Genomic DNA, 19045 nt, shown 5'->3' on the forward strand with positions numbered 1-19045 from the left:
GGGGGACCCCCAGTCGACGTGGTCTCCGGCCGGAGCCGGAAGGGTCGGGTCAGGTACACGGAAGTGGTCGGCCGCACGGAAGTGGGGCAACTATGGCCGGTCCCGGCCGCCTTCTGCCAGCGCTTCGGGCACCACCGCGCGCATCAATATTGGCCTCAACCAATGGCATGACCTGGGTCGGCGCGCGGAACACCTGCTTCCGCGCACCGTAGGCTTGCCGGTGATGGCCCCTGACCCGCGTTCCCCGCAGACCCCGCGCACCTCGCCCACCCGGCTGCCCGCTCTCGCGACCGCCCTGCGCGGCCTGCCGCCCTCGTGCGGCCCCGTCCGGCTGGTCGCCGTGGACGGGCACGCGGGCTCGGGGAAGTCGACGTTCGCGCGGCGCCTCGCCGAGGCGCTCGGCGGCGCGCCGGTCCTGCGGCTCGACGACATCGCGAGCCACGATCAGCTGTTCGGCTGGACCGAGCGCCTGCGGCGGCAGGTCCTCGCCCCGCTTTCCCGCGGCGAGACGGCGCGCTACGCCCCGTACGACTGGACCGAGCGCCGCTTCGGCCCCGCCGAGCGGACCCTGCCGCCGGCGCCCGTGGTGATCGTCGAGGGCGTCGGCGCGGGGCGCCGGGCGCTGCGCGGACACCTCGCCGCCGTGCTGTGGATGGACGTGCCGCGCGCGGCGGCGTGGCAGCGGGGGCGCCGCAGGGACGGCGCGGTCCAGCGGGACTTCTGGGACGGGTGGGAGCCGGCGGAACTGCGGCACTTCACCGATGACCCTTCCCGGCCCTTCGCCGACCTCTTGGTACGACAGTGTCCAGAGGGATACGAGGTGCTGCGGGGGCCCAGTGGGGCGCCAGTCGGAACCCAAGCCGTCACGCAGGGTGATGGGTCGTCGGCGGTCCGCTGAACCTCCGGAAAACGCCTTCCAGTTGGCCCGGCGACTTTTCACGAGTGCCCCAACTACGCTTGACCCAGGGGCCTTACAGGACTTACGTTCTGATTGTGCGGCCTTCCGCGGCCGCCCGCAGACGCGAAGCCCCCGGTTGTTCCCCCGTGATCGGGGGCTTCGTTCTGCCCTCCGGGCCCGATCCCCGACCGCTCCGAGCCGCCATTCGCTCACCCTCGGTCACCATCGACCCCGCTCCCCGACGGCCCTTTCCGGCCGATCCGGCACTGCGGCACCCTACGGCCGACCGCTCCCCCGCAGGTACGATGCCTATCGGTGCGCCTTTTCCGGACGGATGCTCTGCGCGCCGGATCAACTCCCGTCCGCAGCACGGCGGTTCAGTAAGTGGCCGGCGGGCACCGGCCCGGTGGTACGCAAACGGGGGCACGGTTTGTGGGGGACGTGATGGACTTCGACGCGGTGGGCTCACCCGCACCGGCCGACCTCGCCTGGCTGAGGGGCGTCGACGCCTACACGATGGGCGCCTATCCGCAGGCCGAGGAGGAGTTCCGTACCGCGGTGCGGATGGATCCCGGCATGGCGGACGGCTGGCTCGGGCTGCACGCGCTGCGCGTCGACACGACGACGGCGCTGCTGCGGATGTTCCAGCACCGGTCCCGGTTCGGGGAGCAGCGGGCACGGCACGCGCGCACCCTCAACTCCTGGTACTGGCTGGGCTGGTGGGTCCAGCCCGTCCTGGAGAGCTCGCGCGACCTGCTGCTCGCCCACGCCTCGCACTGGCTCGACGGCCGCCACGTCCCCGAGCTCGACCGGGCGCTCGCCGGACTGCCGCCCGTCGACGCGGACCCGCAGGTGCGCTTCCTGCACGCCTGCCGCGCCTACCTGGTCAAGGACTGGGAGCAGCTGGTGCGGCACACCGACCCGCTCATCGACGACCCGATGCTGGGCATCGAGGCGGGGCTCTTCGGCGGCATGGCCCGGGTGCGCCTGGAGATGTACGGCCAGGCCGAGCCGCTGCTGTCCGCCGCCCTGATGCGGTGCCGCAGCGAGCAGCCCCAGCGCAAGGAACTGCGGTACTGGCTGGCCCGCGCGCACGAGGGCACCGGACGCTCGGCGGCGGCCCTGCCCCTGTACCGCGCGGTGCACCGGGTCGACGCCGCCTTCATGGACACCTCGGCACGGCTCGCGGCGATCGCCGAGGGCGACGGCTACGACGAGGCGGCCGACCTCGCCGCCGCGATCAGCCTGGCGGGCGGCGGCCAGGACGCGCTGGAGGGGCCCGACGGCATCGACGTCCTCTTCGGCACCGAGGGCCGTGACGTGAAGGTCACCGGCCTAGAGCCGCCGCCGGGCGGGCCGCCCCCCGCGCAGAGTGGTTCCGCCGAGGCCGACGCCGTCCGCGAGAAGGCGGTCATCCCCATCAAGCCGGGGCCCGCACAGCTGCCGCCGGGGCCCACCGACCCCGCGCTCCTGGCGGCCGCGCTCGCCGAACTGGAGGGCATGGTCGGCCTGGAGCCGGTGAAACGCCAGGTCAAGGCGCTCTCCGCGCAGCTGAACATGGCACGCCTGCGGACCGCGCAGGGCCTGCCCGTACAGCCGCCGAAACGACACTTCGTCTTCTCGGGCCCCTCGGGCACCGGCAAGACCACCGTGGCCCGCATCCTCGGCCGCGTCTTCTACGCCCTCGGGCTGCTCGGCGGCGACCATCTGGTGGAGGCGCAGCGCGCCGACCTCGTCGGCGAGTACCTCGGCCAGACCGCCGTGAAGGCCAACGAACTGATCGACTCGGCCATCGGCGGCGTCCTCTTCGTCGACGAGGCGTACTCCCTCTCCAACTCCGGCTACGGCAAGGGCGACGCGTACGGCGACGAGGCGCTCCAGGTGCTTCTGAAACGGGCCGAGGACAACCGCGACCACCTCGTGGTGATCCTCGCCGGCTACCCCGAGGGCATGGACCGGCTGCTCGCCGCCAACCCCGGCCTGTCCTCGCGGTTCACGACGCGGGTCGACTTCCCCTCGTACCGCCCCCTGGAGCTGACGGCGATCGGCGAGGTGCTGGCCGCCGAGAACGGCGACGTGTGGGACGAGGAGGCCGTGGAGGAGCTGCGCTCCATCAGCGGGCACGTCGTCGACCAGGGCTGGATCGACGAGCTGGGCAACGGCCGCTTCCTGCGCACGCTCTACGAGAAGAGCTGCGCCTACCGCGACCTGCGGCTCTCCGGCTATCCGGGCGAGCCGGACCGCGACGACCTGTCGACGCTGCGGCTCCCGGACCTGATGCAGGCGTACGGAGAGGTGCTCTCGGGGCGCGGGCCGCAGGACACGCCGGGCTGCTGAGCCCCGGCGCGCCCCGCCGCCCGTCGAACGCCCCCCTCACCCGACGAGTGCGCCGTCCAGATTGCCGCGCCCGCCCGTGGCCTCCTGCGGCCTGCGGGGCACCGCCACGCGGTGGGCCGGGTCGCGGACCTCGCCGACGAGGAGTTCGAGGACGTCCTCCAGGGCGACCAGGCCGAGCACCCTGCCCGAGGCGTCGGCGATCTGCGCCAGATGGGTCGCGGCGCGCCGCATCACGGTCAGCGCGTCGTCGAGCGGCAGCTCCGCCCGCAGTGTCGTCATCGGGCGCCAGACCTGCTGGGGCACGGCCCGCTCGGTCTCCTCCAGATCCAGTACGTCCTTGACGTGGAGGTAGCCCATGAAGGCGCCGTTCTCCGCGCGGACCGGGAAGCGGGAGTAGCCGGTGCGGCCGGTCAGCTCGACCACCTGGGCCGGGGTGACCGAGGCGTCCACCGTGACCAGCGAGGCGGGGTCGAGGAGCACGTCCGTCACCGGGCGGGACCCCAGCTCCAGGGCGTCCTCCAGGCGCTCCTGCTCCTCGGGGTCGAGCAGGCCCGCCTGGCCGGAGTCCTCCACGAGGCGGTTGAGCTGTTCGCTGGTGAAGACCGCCTCGACCTCGTCCTTGGGCTCCACCCCGAAGAGCTTCAGGACGACGCGCGCGCACGCCCCGAGCGCCACCGTCACGGGCCGGCACAGCCGCGCGAAGGCGACCAGGCCGGGGCTGAACCAGAGCGCGGTCTTCTCGGGCGCCGCCATCGCGAGGTTCTTCGGGACCATCTCGCCGATGACGAGGTGCAGGAAGACGACGACGGCGAGGGCGATCACATAGCCGAGGGGGTGGATCACGCCCTCGGGCAGGTGGGCCGCGTGGAAGAGCGGCTCCAGGAGGTGCGCCACGGTCGGCTCGGCGACGGCGCCGAGCGTCAGCGAGCAGACGGTGATGCCGAACTGGGCGGCCGCCATCATCTGCGGCAGGTGTTCGAGGCCGTAGAGGACCTGGCGGGCCCGCTTGGTGTCCAGGGGCTCGATCTGGCTGCGGCGTACGGAGACGAGCGCGAACTCGGCGCCGACGAAGAAGCCGTTGGCGAGCACCAGCAGGACGGCGAAGAGGAGCTGGAGCAGACTCATCGGCCCGCCTCCGCGGCCGCCGCGAGCGCCGGGGCGTCCGCCGTCATGGCGATCCTGACCCGCTCGGCGCGGTTGTGCCCGACCTGGCGCACGGAGAGCCGCCAGCCGGGGAGTTCGGCCCGGTCGCCGGGGGCCGGGATGCGGCCGAGGAGATCGGCGACGAGGCCCGCCACCGTCTCGTAGGGCCCCTCGGGTACGTCGAGTCCTATGCGCCGCAGGGTGTCGACGCGGCAGCTGCCGTCGGCGTCCCAGGCGGGCCTGCCGTCCTCGGGCGGCACGGGGCACAGCTCGGGCACGTCCAGCAGGTCGTGCTCGTCGCGCACCTCGCCGACGAGTTCCTCGACGATGTCCTCCAGGGTGACCACTCCGGCGGTGCCGCCGTACTCGTCGACGACGACGGCCATGGGCTGCTCGCTGCGCAGGCGCGCCAGGAGCGGCTGCACGGGCAGCGTCTCGGGGACGAGGAGGGGGGCCTGCGCGATGCGGCTCACCGGGGTGCGCAGCCGCTCGTGGGCGGGGACCGCGAGGGCGTCCTTGAGGTGCACCATGCCGACGATCTCGTCGATCCGCTCGCGGTAGACCGGGAAGCGGGACAGGCCGGTGGCGCGCGTCAGGTTCACCACGTCCTCGGCGGTCGCCGACGACTGGAGCGCGCTGACCTTCACGCGCGGCGTCATGACGTGCTGCGCGGTCAGCTCGCCGAGGGAGAGGGTACGGACGAACAGGTCGGCGGTGTCCTGCTCCAGGGCGCCGGCCCGGGCCGAGTGCCGGGCCAGGGAGACCAGTTCGCCGGGGGTGCGGGCCGAGGCCAGCTCCTCGGCGGGCTCGACGCCGAGCGCGCGCACCAGCCGGTTGGCCACGGCGTTCAGCAGGGAGATCACCGGCCGGAAGAGCCGCGCGAAGACGTGCTGCGGGCCCGCGACGAACCGCGCGACCTGGAGCGGCCTGGAGACCGCCCAGTTCTTGGGCACCAGTTCGCCGATGACCATCTGCACGGCGGAGGCGAGCAGCATGCCGACCATCACGGAGACACCGCCGACGGCACCGCCGGGGACGCCGATCGCCGTGAACGGGCCCGCGAGCAGGTGCGCGAGGGCCGGCTCGGCGAGCATGCCGACGACGAGCGAGGTGATGGTGATGCCGAGCTGGGTGCCGGAGAGCTGGAAGGACAGCTCCTTGAGGGCGTCGACGACCGTGCGGGCCCGGCGGTCGCCGTCGGCCGCGGCCTTCTCCGCGTCGGCCCGCTCGACGGTGACGAGGCCGAACTCGGCCGCCACGAAGAAGCCGTTGGCGAGGATCAGCAGGAATGCCGCCGCGAGGAGCAGAAGGGGGACTGTCATGCCGCCGCCCCTCCGGTCGTACGGGTCCCGGTATGTCGGGAGAGGGCGGCGCAGGTACTACAGGACGATCCGTCCATCGCCGGAGGGAGTCACTCCTCGGATAGCAGGAGCCCCTGGGGGCCGGGCGGGCCCGTCAGGGGCGGGGCGGCACGCTGGGCGCGCCCCGCCACCAGATTAATCACGACGCGCCGCGGAACGTCAGTCCCCTTGCGGCGTCCGGGCGTCCACGAGGGCTCTCAGGGCCTTGGCGTCGGTGACGGCCTGCTCCCTGGCGATGCCGGGCTGGATGCCGAGGGCGGGCAGGCTGGTGCCGTCACTGAGGTTGAGGAACACCCAGGGGTCGCCGGGGCGCAGGGTGACCTGGACGATCTCGGCCCAGGCCAGGCGGCGGCTCGTCGCGATGTTGACGACGGACACCCCGGAGTCGTCGGCGACCACCTTGGGCCTGCTGAGCAGCAGGAGCACGCCGAAGAGCAGAGCACCGGTGAAGACGAAGCTGGCCCGCTCGCCCGGGCTGAGCGTGGGCAGCAGGAAGGCGATCACCGTGATGACCACGAAGATCACCGTGCCCGCGCCGAGCAGCACCGCCCTGGTCCGCTTCGGCCGGAAGGTGACGGGGAGAGCGGGGGGCTCAGACACGAGGCGGGTCCTTCTGCGGGTTCAGAGACGGCATGCGTGGATGGCGGTGGTGAGGATGGCCCGCGCCCCGAGGGCGTACAGGTCGTCCATGACGCGCTGCGCGTCCTTGGCGGGGACCATGGAGCGCACGGCGACCCAGCCTTCGTTGTGCAGCGGGGAGATCGTCGGGGACTCGAGGCCCGGCGTGAGGGCGACGGCCCGCTCCAGGTGCTCGGCGCGGCAGTCGTAGTCCATCATCACGTACGCCCGGGCGACCAGGACGCCCTGGAGACGGCGGAGGAACTGCTGCACCTTCGGCTCGGCGGCGTCGGCGCCGGTGCGCCGGATGACGACCGCCTCGGACTTCATGATCGGGTCGCCGAAGACCTCAAGGCCCGCGTTGCGCAGGGAGGTGCCGGTCTCCACGACGTCCGCGATGACCTGGGCGACGCCGAGTTCGATGGCGGTCTCGACGGCGCCGTCGAGGTGGACGACGGAGGCGTTCACGCCGCTGTCCGCGAGGTGCTTGGCGACGATGCCCTCGTAGGAGGTCGCGACGGTCTTGCCCGCGAGGTCCTCGATGCCGGTGGCCGTGCCCGGCTTGGCGGCGAAGCGGAAGGTGGAGCGGGCGAAGCCCAGCGGCAGGATCACCTCGGCGTCGGCACCGGAGTCGACCAGCAGGTCCTGGCCGGTGATGCCGATGTCGAGCCTGCCGGCCGAGACGTAGATCGCGATGTCCTTGGGCCGGAGGTAGAAGAACTCGACCTCGTTCTCGGGGTCGACGAGGACGAGTTCCTTGGACTCCTTGCGCTGCTGGTATCCGGCCTCATGGAGCATCGCCGACGCAGGTCCGGACAGTGAACCCTTGTTGGGGACGGCGATGCGCAGCATGAGGCGGGCTTCCTTTGCGTGATGGGGAGTCGAGCTGATTCGGCCGGCGTACGAAAGGGTGTACGGCTCAGAGGTGGGCGTAGACGTCGTCGAGGGAGATGCCGCGGGCGACCATCATCACCTGGACGTGGTAGAGCAGCTGCGAGATCTCCTCGGCGGCTGCTTCCTTGCCCTCGTACTCGGCGGCCATCCAGACTTCGGCGGCCTCCTCGACGACCTTCTTGCCGATGGCATGGACGCCCTTGCCGACCAGCTCGGCGGTGCGGGAGGTCGTGGGGTCGCCGTTGGCGGCCTTGTGCTGGAGCTCGGTGAAGAGCTCCTCGAAAGTCTTCTTGGACATGATGCCGTTCACTCTACGCGCCCGCCCGGACCCGCTCAGCGCCAGGGCTCGGAGACGGTACGGAGCGTGGTGGCGGTGGCCACGGCCGCGGTGACCGCTTCGTGCCCCTTGTCCTCGCTGGAGCCCTCGATGCCCGCGCGGTCCAGGGCCTGCTCCTCCGTGTCGCAGGTCAGTACGCCGAAGCCGACCGGGACGCCGGTGTCGACGGAGACCTGGGTGAGGCCCTGCGTGACGCCCTGGCACACGTACTCGAAGTGCGGGGTGCCGCCGCGGATGACGACGCCGAGCGCCACGATCGCGTCGTAGCCGCGTCCGGCCAGGACCTTCGCGACGACCGGCAGCTCGAAGCTGCCCGGCACGCGCAGGACGGTCGGCTCGCTGATGCCGAGCTCGTTCAGGGCGCGCAGGGCGCCGTCGACGAGGCCGTCCATGACCTTCTCGTGCCACTGCGCGGCGATCACCGCGACCCGCAGGTCGCCGCAGTTCTTCACGCTCAGTTCGGGTGCGCCCTTGCCGCTCACGCGCTTCTCCTTCGGTTCTCGATGACGGGGATGACGGGGTCGTGCGCTTACTGGTTGCCGCAGGCGGAGACGCCGGGGGCGTCCAGCCAGGGCAGGTCGTGGCCCATCCGGTCCCGCTTGGTGCGCAGGTAGCGGAGGTTGTGCTCGCCGGCCTGGACCGGCATGGGCTCGCGCCCGGCGACCTTCAGGCCGTGCCGCAGGACGGCGTCGACCTTGTCGGGGTTGTTGGTCATCAGCCGTACGCCGCGCACGCCGAGGTCGTCCAGGATGCGGGCGCCCGCGCCGTAGTCGCGGGCGTCGGCGGGCAGGCCGAGTTCGAGGTTGGCGTCGAGGGTGTCGCTGCCGCGCTCCTGGAGTTCGTACGCCCGCAGCTTGGAGAGGAGGCCGATGCCGCGCCCCTCGTGGCCGCGGAGGTAGACGACGACGCCGCGGCCCTCCTCGGTGATGCGCCGCATGGACTCCTCCAGCTGCGGCCCGCAGTCGCAGCGGAGCGAGTGGAAGACGTCGCCGGTCAGGCACTCGGAGTGCAGCCTGGCGAGGACGTCCTCGCCCTCGCCGATGTCGCCGTGGACGAGGGCGACGTGTTCGACGCCGTCTACGGTGGAGCGGTAGCCGTACGCCGTGAAGTCGCCGAAGGCGGTGGGCAGCCGGACCTCGGCCTCGCGGCGGACGGTGGGCTCCGAGGAGCGGCGGTAGGCGATCAGGTCCTCGATGGAGATGATCGTCAGGCCGTGCTTGCGGGCGAAGGGGATCAGCTCGGGCAGGCGCAGCATCTTGCCGTCCTCGCCCGCGATCTCCACGATGGCACCGGCGGGGCGCAGGCCCGCGAGGCGGGCGAGGTCGACGGCGGCCTCGGTGTGGCCGTTGCGGGCGAGGACGCCGCCGGAGCGGGCGCGCAGCGGGAAGATGTGCCCGGGGCGCACGAAGTCGCCGGCCGAGGCCGCGCCGCCGGCGAGGAGCCGGAGGGTGGTGGCGCGGTCGTCGGCGGAGATGCCGGTGGTGACGCCGTGCGCGGCGGAGGCGTCGACGGAGACGGTGAAGGCCGTGCTCATCGACTCGGTGTTGTCCTCGACCATCTGCGGCAGCCGCAGCCGGTCGAGCTCCTCGGCCTCCATGGGGGCGCAGATCAGGCCGCGGCACTCGCTCATCATGAAGGCGACGATCTCGGGGGTCGCCTTCTCGGCGGCGACGACGAGGTCGCCCTCGTTCTCGCGGTCCTCGTCGTCGACGACCACGACGGGGCGGCCGGCCGCGATGTCGCGGATGGCCTGCTCCACCGGGTCGAGGGACAGGTCCGAGGTGTCCTCGTTGAGGGCGGTGCTGTACCAGACAGGTGCCGTGGTCATGCCGGGGCTCCTTCCATGACGGGCCGGGAGGCCGCCGCGCGGGAGCGCAGCCACCAGTCGCGCATGCCCCACAGGACGAGGGCGAGGTAGACGACGTAGACCAGGCCGGAGAAGGCCAGGCCGCTGCTGAAGGCGAGCGGCACGCCGACCACGTCGACGAGCAGCCAGGCGAACCAGAATTCGACGAGGCCGCGGGCCTGGGCGACCATCGCGGCGAGCGTGCCGACGAAGATGTAGGCGTCCGGCCAGGGGTTCCAGGACAGTGAGGGGACGGCGGTGAACAGCGCGCCGACCGCGAGCGTGCCGACGGCGGTGCCCGCGAGCAGGACGCCCCGCTCCTTCCAGGTCGCGAAGCGGATGGCGATGGAGCCGTCCTGCGCCTGCTGCGTGCCGCGCGTCCACAGCCGCCAGCCCCACAGCGCGACGCCGATGACGAGGAGCTGCTTGCCGACGCCGCCGGAGAGCTGCGCGGAGGCGTAGGCGGCGACGAGGATGACGCCGGACAGGAGCTGGGCGGGCCAGGTCCATATCGAGCGCCGCCAGCCGAGGGCGAGGGCGATGAGGCCGACGGTGTTGCCGATCATGTCGGACCACATGATGTGCTGGTCGAAGGCCGTGAAGGCCTCGGAGTTGAGCCAGCTCACTTGGTGGCCTCCTGCTGCTGGGCGCGGTCGCCGAGGAGGCGCTCCACGTACTTGGCGATGATGTCGACCTCGAGGTTGACCGGGTCGCCGGGCTGCTTGATGCCGAGCGTGGTCAGCGCGAGGGTGGTGGGGATGAGGCTGATGGTGAAGTAGTCGGGGCCGGCCTCGACCACGGTGAGGCTGACGCCGTCGACCGTGATGGAGCCCTTCTCCACGACGTAGCGGGAGAGGTCGGCGGGGAGGGAGACCTTGACGATCTCCCAGTTCTCGGAGGGCTCCCGCGCGACGATCGTGCCGGTGCCGTCGACGTGACCCTGCACGATGTGGCCGCCGAGGCGCGCGCCGACCGAGGTGGGGCGCTCCAGGTTGACGCGGGAGCCGGCCGTGAGCGCGCCGAGGCTGGAGCGCTTCAGGGTCTCCGCCATCACGTCGGCGGTGAACTCGTCGCCCTCGTGCTCGACGACCGTCAGACAGACGCCGTTGACGGCGATGGAGTCGCCGTGCTTGGCGCCCTCGGTGACGACGGGGCCGCGCAGGCGGAACCGGGACGCGTCGGGGAGGTTCTCGACGGCGGTGATCTCGCCCAGCTCTTCGACGATTCCGGTGAACACTTCAGTGCTCCTTCGCTACGAGGGTCGCGGTGACGCGCAGATCGGGCCCGAGGCGGACGGTCTCGCTCACGTCGAGCCGCAACGCTTCGGTGATGGTCGTGATTCCGCCGCCGCTCAGGGCGGCGGGGCCCGCGCCCAGCAGGACGGGGGCGAGGTAGCCGATGACGCGGTCGACGGCGCGGGCGGCGACGAAGGCCCCGGCGAGCGTCGGGCCGCCTTCGAGGAGGACGGAGCGCACGCCACGCGCGTGGAGCACGTCGAGCAGGGTTGGGATGTCCAACCCGCCTTCCGCCGAGCGCGGCAGCCGGACGGTTTCCGCGCCTTCGTACGCGGGCGTGGCGTCGTCGGCGACGGCGATCAGTGTCGGCGCCGTGTCGTCCAGGACGCGGGCGCCGGGGGTGACGGCGGTGCCGTTGGTGTCGACGACGACCCGCAGCGGCTGGACGGCGGCTGTTCCCGTGTCCGCGACGGTCCGCACCGCGAGGTGCGGGTCGTCGGCGCGCTGGGTGCCGGAGCCGACGACGACGGCGTCGCTCTCGGCGCGCAGCCGGTGCACGTCGGCGCGGGACTCGGCGGAGGTGATCCAGCGGCTGGTGCCGTCGGCGGCGGCGACGCGGCCGTCGAGGGTGGCGGCGTACTTCCAGGTGACGTGGGGGCGCCCGAGCCGAACTGAGGTCAGCCAGGCGGCGTTCCCCTCGGCGGCCGCCTCCTCCAGGAGGCCCTGCGCGACGGAGATCCCGGCTGCCCGCAGGGTCTGCGCGCCCCCCGTCGCGGTGGGGTCGGGGTCGGCCACGGCGTAGACGACGCGGGTGACGCCGGCGGCGATGAGGGCCTGCGCGCACGGGCCGGTGCGGCCGGTGTGGTTGCAGGGTTCCAGGGTGACGAGGGCGGTGCCGCCGCGGGCCGCGTCGCCCGCGGCGCGCAGGGCGTTGACCTCGGCGTGCGGGCCGCCGGCCCGCTGGTGCCAGCCCTCGCCCGCGACTTCGCCGGACGCGTCGAGGATGACGCAGCCGACGACGGGGTTGGGGCTGGTGGAACCGAGTCCGCGCGCGGCGAGCGCGATGGCGCGCCGCATGGCGGCTGCTTCGGCTACGGCGGTGGCCACCGGGTCCTCCTGCCTCTTCGGGCACGGACTCCGGGGCTGTCGATGACGACGACATGGAACGGACGACGACACCTGGAGCGACGCCGACGTCGGATGACACCTGTCCCGGGAGATCCCGGAAACCACTCCTGGCCTGGGCCAGGAACACGTCACTACGACGGCGCGCAAAGACGCCCGCCCGCCGCGCACTGCCTCCCATCCGGACTTTCACCGTCGGTCCAGGAATTTCACCTGGTCAACCGGCCGCTGGAGGCGGCCGGGTCGCGGACTGTAACCGCCGGTTCGGAATTACACCGACCCCGGAGTGCGCTGCTTCTGGTACATGGTCAGTCTGCCACGTCCGATCGAGGGCCATGCGGGTGATCGACTGTGGCCTGGCTCACAGCATGCCCGCTCCATCTTCTCTTCAACCATTTTGGTCCAGACCTATTGACCGACTGGTCTAGTCCTTTTAATCTCTGCGTCACCTCGGAGCCGCTCCGTTCGCGTTCCGCACCGTGCGTGTTCCGCACCGCCCCCAGGAGGCCCTCTTGCCGTCCCTCAACCGCGCGAGACCAGCGCTGTTCGCGACCGGCGCCGCCGTCGCCGGAATGCTGCTCAGCTTGGTCTCCGGCAGCGTCTCGCACGCCGCCGGTGACGCGTCCACCGACCACGCGTCCTGCCGTCCCGACGGCCTCTACAAGACACCCGGTGTCGACGTCCCCTACTGCTCCGTCTACGACGGTGACGGGCGCGAGAAGATGGGCGCCGACCACCAGCGGCGCGTCATCGGCTACTTCACGGGCTGGCGCACCGGCAAGAACGGTGAGCCCGCCTACCTCGCCCCGGACGTCCCCTGGGACAAGGTCACCCACGTCAACTACGCCTTCGCGCACGTCGACAAGGACAACAAGGTCTCCGTCGGCCCGGACGGCGAGAAGAACGCCGCCACCGGCATGACCTGGCCGGGCGTCGCGGGCGCCGAGATGGACCCCGCGCTGCCCTACAAGGGCCACTTCAACCTGCTCAACAAGTTCAAGAAGCAGCACCCGAACGTCAAGACGCTGATATCGGTGGGCGGTTGGGCCGAGACGGGCGGCTACTTCGGTGACGACGGCAAGCGCGTGGGCTCCGGCGGCTTCTACTCGATGGCCACCAACGCCGACGGCTCGGTGAACCAGGCGGGCATCAACACCTTCGCCGACTCCGCGGTCGCCTTCATCAAGAAGTACGGCTTCAACGGCGTCGACATCGACTACGAGTACCCGACGTCGATGAAGGACGCGGGCCACCCGGCCGACTTCCCGATCTCCAACGCCCGGCGCGGCGGCCTGGTCAAGGGCTACGCGGCCCTGATGAAGGCCCTGCGCGAGAAGCTCGACAAGGCGGGCGCGGCCGACGGCAAGCACTACATGCTGACCGTGGCGGCCCCCTCGTCCGGCTATCTGCTGCGCGGCATGGAGACCTTCCAGGTCCAGAAGTACCTGGACTACGTCAACATCATGTCGTACGACCTGCACGGCGCCTGGAACGAGTACGTCGGGCCCAACGCCTCCCTCTTCGACGACGGCAAGGACGCCGAGCTGGCGGCCGCGGGTGTCTACGGCAGCCAGCAGTACGGCGGCATCGGCTATCTGAACACCGACTGGGCGTACCACTACTTCCGCGGTTCGATGCCCGCCGGGCGCATCAACATCGGCCTGCCGTACTACACGCGGGGCCACAAGAACGTGCAGGGCGGCACCGACGGGCTGTGGGGCAAGGCGGCGGCGAGCAGCTGTCCTGCCGGTTCCGGCCTGACCAAGTGCGGTGACGGCGCGGTCGGCATCGACAACCTCTGGCACGACAAGGACGACAACGGCAAGGAGTCCCCCGCGGGCTCCAACCCGATGTGGCACGCCAAGAACCTGGAGAAGGGGATCGTCGGCGACTACGTCACGAAGTACGGCTTCCCGGCGGACACCAAGCTGACCGGCAGCTACGCGCGCAAGTACAGCTCCGCGCTGGTCGCGCCGTGGCTGTGGAACGCGGAGAAGAAGGTCTTCCTGTCGACGGAGGACGAGGAGTCGGTGGCGAAGAAGGCCGACTACGTGATCGACCGGGGCATCGGCGGGACGATGGTCTGGGAGATGGCGGGCGACTACGACTGGAACGCCGCCAAGGGCCAGTACGAGATGGGTGACACGCTCACCTCCCTGATGCACGACAAGTTCAAGACCGCCAAGCCGTACGGCGCGAAGGTCGCGAACAAGGAGATGCCCACCAAGGCCGTGGACGTCGGTGTGGAGTTCGGCGACTTCAAGCTCGGCGACTCCAACTACCCGATCACGCCCAAGGTGAAGATCACCAACAACACGAAGACGGCGCTGCCGGGCGGCACGGAGTTCCAGTTCGACTACTCCACCTCGGCCCCGGGCAACGCCTCCGACCAGTCCGGCTTCGGTACGAAGGTGATCAGCAGCGACCACACGGGCAGCAACGTCGGCGGTCTGAAGGGCGACTTCCACCGGGTCTCGCTGAAGCTCCCGGCCTGGCAGTCGCTGGCGCCCGGCGCGTCCGTGGACCTCTCCTTCAACTACTACCTGCCGGTGTCCACCCCGTGGAACTGGACGGTGAACATCAGCGGCACGACGTACGCGCTCGCGGGTGACCTGGCGCGCGGCACCACGGTCGTCGAGCCGGGCACGGGCACCGGACCGACCGACCCGCCGGGGCCGACCGACCCGCCGGCGCCGGGCAAGTGCACGGCTCCCGCGTGGAGTTCGTCGTCCGAGTACGGCTCCGGGACGACCGTCTCCCACAAGTCCCGCACCTGGAAGGCCAAGTGGTGGACGAAGGGCGACGAGCCGGGCGCCGGCGGCGAGTGGGGTGTCTGGCAGGACCTGGGAGCCTGCTGACCCCTTGACGCTCACGCCCACGGGGTTCGACACCCTGTGGGCGTGAGCACGATGACGGCCCTGGCCGAGGAGTTCGAGTCCCACCGCCCCCGTATGTTCGGCCTGGCGTACCGGATGCTCGGGTCGGCGCAGGAGGCGGAGGACGCCGTCCAGGACGCGTACCTGCGCTGGAGCGGCGCGCGGCGCGCGGACATCGAACGGCCCGCCGCCTGGCTGGCCGGGGTCGTCACCCGCCTCTGTCTGAACCGGCTGACGTCGGCCCGCGCCCGGCGCGAGGAGTACGTCGGGGCCTGGCTGCCGGAGCCGGTGATCACGTCCGGTGGTGTGCTCGGCCCGCTGGAGTCGGCGGAGCAGCGGGACTCCGTGCCGATGGCGCTGCTCGTCCTCCTGGAGCGGCTCACTCCGAGAGAGCGCGCGGTGTACGTGCTGCGCGAGGCGTTCGCGTACAGCCACCGGGAGATCGCGGGCGTGCTGGAGCTGAGCGAGGCCGGCTGTCGTCAGCTGTACCGCAGGGCGGCGCGGGCGGTGGCCGAGGAGCGGCCCCGCTTCGAGCCGGGGCGTGAGGTGCGGCGGGAGTTCGTCGAGTCGTTCCTCGCCGCGGCCCGTGAGGGGGACGTCGCGGGTCTGGAGAAGATGCTGGCCGCGGACGTGACGTGGTGGGGCGACGGCGGGGGCAAGGTCACCGCGGCCCGCAGGCCGATCCTGGGGCGCGCGAAGGTGGTGCGGTTCCTGGTGGGCGGCATGGAGAACTTCGGGCCCGCGATGGACTTCTCGCACGCCGAGGTCAATGGCTCGCCCGCGCTGGTCGCGCACGTGGCGGGGCGGCTGATGGGCATCGCGTCGTTCGAGATGGGCGGCGGGGCCGTGCGCGGGGCGCGGGCGGTGGTCAATCCGGACAAGCCGGCCTTCGCGGAGCGCCAGTTGGCCGCGTGCTGAGCCGTGGTGTGCGGGCCGGGTGTCACGTTTTCGCGGGCTGCCCGGTTCTGAGCTGGTGACGGACGCGGACGCGGCGTCCCGCACTGTGAAGGAGCCTTGTGATGACCACGATCCTGGTGACCGGCGGCACCGGAACCCTCGGCCGCCTCGTGACCGAGCGGCTGCGCTCGGACGGCCACGACGTGCGGGTGCTGAGCCGCCGCTCGCAGCCGTACGCCGTCGATCTGCGGGACGGGGCGGGGCCGGGGCTGGACGCCGCGGTGGCCGGCGTGGACGTGATCGTCCACTGCGCGAGCACGCCGCGCGGCGGTGACGAACGGGCCGCGCGGAATCTGATCGAGGCGGCGCGGAAGGCCGGCGTCGGGCACCTCGTCTACATCTCGATCGTCGGCGTCGACCGGGTGCCGCTCGGCTGCTACCGGGCGAAGCTCGCCGTGGAGAAGCTGGTCGAGGAGTCCGGGCTGGGCTGGACGGTGCTGCGGACCACGCAATTCCATGACCTGGTCCTGAGGGTGCTGGCCGGGGCGGCCAGGCTTCCCGTCCTGTTGTTGCCGGCGGGCGTCAGCGATCAGCCGATCGCGGCCGACGAGGTCGCGGCACGCCTCGCGGAGCTGGCGGCCGCTCCCCCGGCCGGCCGGGTCGCCGACATGGGCGGCCCCCAGGTCCGCGCCTTCACCGACCTGGCCCACGCCTACCTGCGGGCGACCGGCAAACGCCGCCCGGTGCTGCGGGTGCCCCTGGCGGGCAGGACATACCCTTCCCCACCGCCCGGCCAGGAGCGAGGTGACCGCCCGCGCGCATCGCGCGGGGCCGGGCAGGGGCACGGCCACGAGGAGTCCGGCCCGGGCTGTCCCGGGCGGCGAGGAGCGCGCGACCGCCGAGCCACCCCAGTTCCGCCGCAGCCACTCCCCCGCTCAGGGGCGCGGTCCGAAGAGTTCGTCCTGGGCCGTGTCCCGGGCCGCGAGGAGTGCGCCGCGGGTCACCGCCGAGCCGCCCAGTTCGCCGGCGCGGATTTCTGTGGGCAGTGGTGACATGGCGGTGACGCGGGTCTCTACGCGGGCGGCCAGCGCGGTGCCGCCCGCGCGGCCGACCTCGCCGCCGAGTACGACGCACCCGGGGTCGAGGATCGCGGCCATCGCGGCGGTGCCGATGGCCACGCGGTCCGCGACAGCGTCCAGGAAGGCGTCCTCGCGGGCCTCCACCGCGTGCCGCACCACGTCGGCGGCGGACATGCCGGGCCGCACGAGCCCGTGCTCCGCGCCGAGCGCACGGAGCGCGGCGGCGCAGGCCAGCGAGTGGAAACCGCCCTCACAGGCGGTGGCGGACGGCAGGGAGCCCGTGCCCGGCACCGGCAGGAAGCCGATCTCCCCGGTGCCGCCGGACGCACCCCTGCGCAGCGCCCCGTCGAGCACGACGGCCGCGCCCACGCCTTCGCCGAGCCAGAGCAGCACGAAGGTGTCCCGGTCGCGGGCGGCGCCGTCCCGCTGTTCGGCGCGGGCCGCGAGGTTGGTCTCGTTCTCCACCAGGACGCGCGCGCCGAGCCGCTCCTGGAGGGCGCCGGCGAGACCGCGGTGCCAGGCGGGCAGGGAGGTCGTGTCGTGCAGGTCGCCGGTGACCGGGTCGATGAGGCCGGGCGCGCCGATGCCGACGGTGTGCAGCCGCTGGGCGCCGCCCTCGCGCGCGGCGCTCTCCACGAGGGTGAGGACGCTCTCCACCGCGGACGCGGTGTCGCCGCCGATGGGCGCGGACGCCTCGGCGAGCACCGCGCCGAGCAGGTCGGTCACGACGACGGAGACACTGTCGGTGCGTACGTCGAGCGCGGCGAGGTGGGCCCGGTCGGCGACGATCCCGTAGAGCCGGGCGTTCGGGCCGCGCCGCTGGGCACCCGCCTCACCGACGACGGTGATGAGCCCGGACCCCTGGAGGCGTTCGACGAGATCGGCGACCGAGGGCCGGGACAGACCGGTGAGCTGCTTCAACTGGTTCGCGGTCAGGGGCCCTTCGCTCTGTAGGAAGCCCAGCGCGAGCCGGTCGTTGATGGCCCGGGCAGTACTGGGTGAGGCAGGCATGCCGGGATCCTTCCACAAGGGCTTCTATTTATCAGGCAGGGTTCCTGATAGTTTACGCGCCGTATCGGGGCACACCTGCGCCGTAGCGGGACCCATGCCGGGAGGGGCGGAATCGGAATGAGTGAAGCGAGTGAAGCGGTCTACGACGACAGCCGGTTGCGGCGCGCGCGGATCGCCGTGGCCGCCGTCTTCTGCGTGCACGGCGCGGTCACCGGCTCCTTCGCCACCCGAGTGCCGTGGATCCAGGAGCACGCCTCGGTCAGCGCGGGCATGCTCGGCCTCGCGCTCGCCTTCCCCGCGATCGGCGCCTCCGTCGCGATGCCGCTCGCGAGCCGGATCAGCCACCGCTTCGGCGCCCGCAACGCGCTGCGCGGACTCCTCGCGATGTGGACGCTCTCCCTGATCCTGCCCTCGCTCGCGCCGAACCTGCTCACGCTCTGCCTGGCGCTCTTCGTGTACGGCGCGACCTCGGGCATGTCGGACGTGGCGATGAACGCGCTCGGCGTCGAGACCGAGACCCGTATGCGGAAGTCGATCATGTCGGGCCTGCACGGCATGTGGAGCGTCGGCGCCCTGATCGGCTCCGCGGCCGGCACCGTCGCCGCCCACCTGGGCTCGGACGCCCGGCTGCACCACGCGCTGGCCGCCGCGGCGCTGACCGCGCTCGGCCTCGCCGCCTGCCAGGGCGTCCTCGACCTCCAGGCGACGCCCGAGGAGGAGGTGCCGCCGCGGTTCTCGCTGCCGCCCAAGTCGGCGCTGCTCATCGGTGCCGTCGGCTTCTGCGCGGTCTTCGCGGAGGGGGCGAGCCTCGACTGGTCGGCGGTGTATCTACGGGACGTCCTGGACTCCTCGGCCGGTGTCGCCGCCGCGTCCACCACCGGCTTCACGCTCACCATGGCCGTCGCGAGGCTGGCGGGCGACGCGGTGGTGAACCGGTTCGGCGCGGTGCGCACGGTGCGTGCCGGCGGGGTGCTCGCGGCGCTCGGCGGGCTCCTGGTGGTCCTCGCCTCCCACCCGGTCATGGCCATGGGCGGCTTCGCGCTCCTCGGTCTCGGCATCGCGGTGGTGGTGCCGCTGGCGTTCGCCGCGGCGGGGCGCAGCGGTCCGAACCCCAGCCAGGCCATCGCGGGTGTCGCGACCATCACGTACACCTCGGGTCTGATCGCCCCCTCGGCGATCGGGACGCTGGCGGACGCGACGAGCCTCGTGACCTCCTTCGCCCTGGTGACAGTGCTCGCGTTCGGCCTCGCGATCTTCGCGGGGGTGCTGCGGACGGACGGCCGCAAGGCGGCTCAGCCGCAGAGCGCGCAACCGACCGGAGAGAAGTCGCACTGACGTCGCATTAACATGGCGTCGATCATTTCGGGCCACGCGCGACACGGACGCGG

16 protein-coding genes, 1 pseudogene and 1 riboswitch are annotated in these 19045 nt (G+C 72.2%); of the genes and pseudogenes, 6 read left to right on the forward strand and 11 right to left on the reverse strand.

Features of this window, described 5'->3' with window-relative positions; genetic code table 11:
- The first annotated feature begins 223 nt into the window (after positions 1-223).
- Both KKZ08_RS06200 and KKZ08_RS06205 read left to right on the forward strand, forming a co-directional pair.
- Positions 224-898, forward strand: coding sequence for an AAA family ATPase (locus KKZ08_RS06200; RefSeq protein WP_223773476.1), 675 nt, complete (start codon positions 224-226; stop codon positions 896-898).
- A gap of 444 nt (positions 899-1342) precedes the next feature.
- The gene (locus tag KKZ08_RS06205; RefSeq protein ID WP_223773477.1) at positions 1343-3235 is read left to right on the forward strand and encodes an AAA family ATPase; all 1893 of its coding nucleotides are present in this window, start codon (positions 1343-1345) and stop codon (positions 3233-3235) included.
- Between the two features lie 36 nt (positions 3236-3271).
- Here KKZ08_RS06205 and KKZ08_RS06210 read toward each other — a convergent pair whose 3' ends face one another.
- The 10 genes from KKZ08_RS06210 to ribD all read right to left on the reverse strand — a co-directional run bounded on the left by KKZ08_RS06210 (position 3272) and on the right by ribD (position 11776).
- Positions 3272-4360: a hemolysin family protein gene (locus KKZ08_RS06210; protein WP_223773478.1), complete on the reverse strand. Its 1089-nt coding sequence runs from the start codon at positions 4358-4360 to the stop codon at positions 3272-3274.
- The gene (locus tag KKZ08_RS06215; RefSeq protein ID WP_223773479.1) at positions 4357-5700 is read right to left on the reverse strand and encodes a hemolysin family protein; all 1344 of its coding nucleotides are present in this window, start codon (positions 5698-5700) and stop codon (positions 4357-4359) included. The genes KKZ08_RS06210 and KKZ08_RS06215 overlap by 4 nt, the downstream gene beginning before the upstream one ends.
- Positions 5701-5898: 198 nt before the next feature.
- Positions 5899-6339 (reverse strand): PH domain-containing protein, encoded by a 441-nt coding sequence (locus tag KKZ08_RS06220; protein WP_223773480.1) that lies wholly within the window; start codon positions 6337-6339, stop codon positions 5899-5901.
- Between the two features lie 21 nt (positions 6340-6360).
- Positions 6361-7209, reverse strand: a complete 849-nt coding sequence (hisG, locus tag KKZ08_RS06225; RefSeq protein WP_223773481.1) for an ATP phosphoribosyltransferase — start codon at positions 7207-7209, stop codon at positions 6361-6363.
- Between the two features lie 67 nt (positions 7210-7276).
- Entirely contained in the window at positions 7277-7549 is a 273-nt protein-coding gene (locus KKZ08_RS06230; protein WP_223773482.1) for a phosphoribosyl-ATP diphosphatase, read from the reverse strand.
- A gap of 35 nt (positions 7550-7584) precedes the next feature.
- Positions 7585-8070, reverse strand: coding sequence for a 6,7-dimethyl-8-ribityllumazine synthase (ribH, locus tag KKZ08_RS06235; protein ID WP_223773483.1), 486 nt, complete (start codon positions 8068-8070; stop codon positions 7585-7587).
- Between the two features lie 47 nt (positions 8071-8117).
- On the reverse strand, positions 8118-9416 hold the full coding sequence (locus KKZ08_RS06240; RefSeq protein ID WP_223773484.1) for a bifunctional 3,4-dihydroxy-2-butanone-4-phosphate synthase/GTP cyclohydrolase II: 1299 nt from the start codon (positions 9414-9416) through the stop codon (positions 8118-8120).
- Complete coding sequence (locus tag KKZ08_RS06245; protein WP_223778932.1) at positions 9413-10012, reverse strand: nicotinamide mononucleotide transporter family protein; 600 nt, start codon at positions 10010-10012, stop codon at positions 9413-9415. The genes KKZ08_RS06240 and KKZ08_RS06245 overlap by 4 nt, the downstream gene beginning before the upstream one ends.
- A gap of 44 nt (positions 10013-10056) precedes the next feature.
- A complete protein-coding gene (locus tag KKZ08_RS06250; protein WP_223773485.1) occupies positions 10057-10671 on the reverse strand; it encodes a riboflavin synthase in 615 nt (204 codons plus the stop codon).
- Between the two features lies 1 nt (position 10672).
- A complete protein-coding gene (gene ribD, locus KKZ08_RS06255; protein WP_223773486.1) occupies positions 10673-11776 on the reverse strand; it encodes a bifunctional diaminohydroxyphosphoribosylaminopyrimidine deaminase/5-amino-6-(5-phosphoribosylamino)uracil reductase RibD in 1104 nt (367 codons plus the stop codon).
- A gap of 181 nt (positions 11777-11957) precedes the next feature.
- Positions 11958-12088, reverse strand: a riboswitch (FMN riboswitch).
- A gap of 278 nt (positions 12089-12366) precedes the next feature.
- Between ribD and KKZ08_RS06260 the strand changes: the two genes are divergently transcribed.
- The 3 genes and pseudogenes from KKZ08_RS06260 to KKZ08_RS06270 form a co-directional block, all read left to right on the forward strand.
- Entirely contained in the window at positions 12367-14652 is a 2286-nt protein-coding gene (locus tag KKZ08_RS06260) for a chitinase C-terminal domain-containing protein (protein ID WP_223778933.1), read from the forward strand.
- Positions 14653-14703: 51 nt separating this feature from the next.
- Positions 14704-15588, forward strand: coding sequence for an RNA polymerase sigma-70 factor (locus tag KKZ08_RS06265; RefSeq protein ID WP_223778934.1), 885 nt, complete (start codon positions 14704-14706; stop codon positions 15586-15588).
- A gap of 101 nt (positions 15589-15689) precedes the next feature.
- Positions 15690-16343, forward strand: a pseudogene (locus tag KKZ08_RS06270) (NAD(P)H-binding protein); the annotation flags it as partial.
- A 159-nt stretch (positions 16344-16502) separates the two neighbouring features.
- Here the strand turns inward: KKZ08_RS06270 and KKZ08_RS06275 are convergent.
- Positions 16503-17657 carry an ROK family transcriptional regulator gene (locus KKZ08_RS06275; RefSeq protein WP_223773487.1) on the reverse strand — a complete coding sequence of 385 codons (1155 nt, stop codon included), beginning with the start codon at positions 17655-17657 and terminating at the stop codon, positions 16503-16505.
- Between the two features lie 117 nt (positions 17658-17774).
- On the opposite strand from KKZ08_RS06275, the gene KKZ08_RS06280 reads away from it, so the two are divergent.
- Positions 17775-18992: an MFS transporter gene (locus KKZ08_RS06280; protein ID WP_223773488.1), complete on the forward strand. Its 1218-nt coding sequence runs from the start codon at positions 17775-17777 to the stop codon at positions 18990-18992.
- The last annotated feature ends 53 nt before the right edge of the window (positions 18993-19045 follow it).

The organism is Streptomyces sp. 135 (assembly GCF_020026305.1).
In the GTDB taxonomy this organism is placed as follows: Bacteria; Actinomycetota; Actinomycetes; order Streptomycetales; family Streptomycetaceae; genus Streptomyces.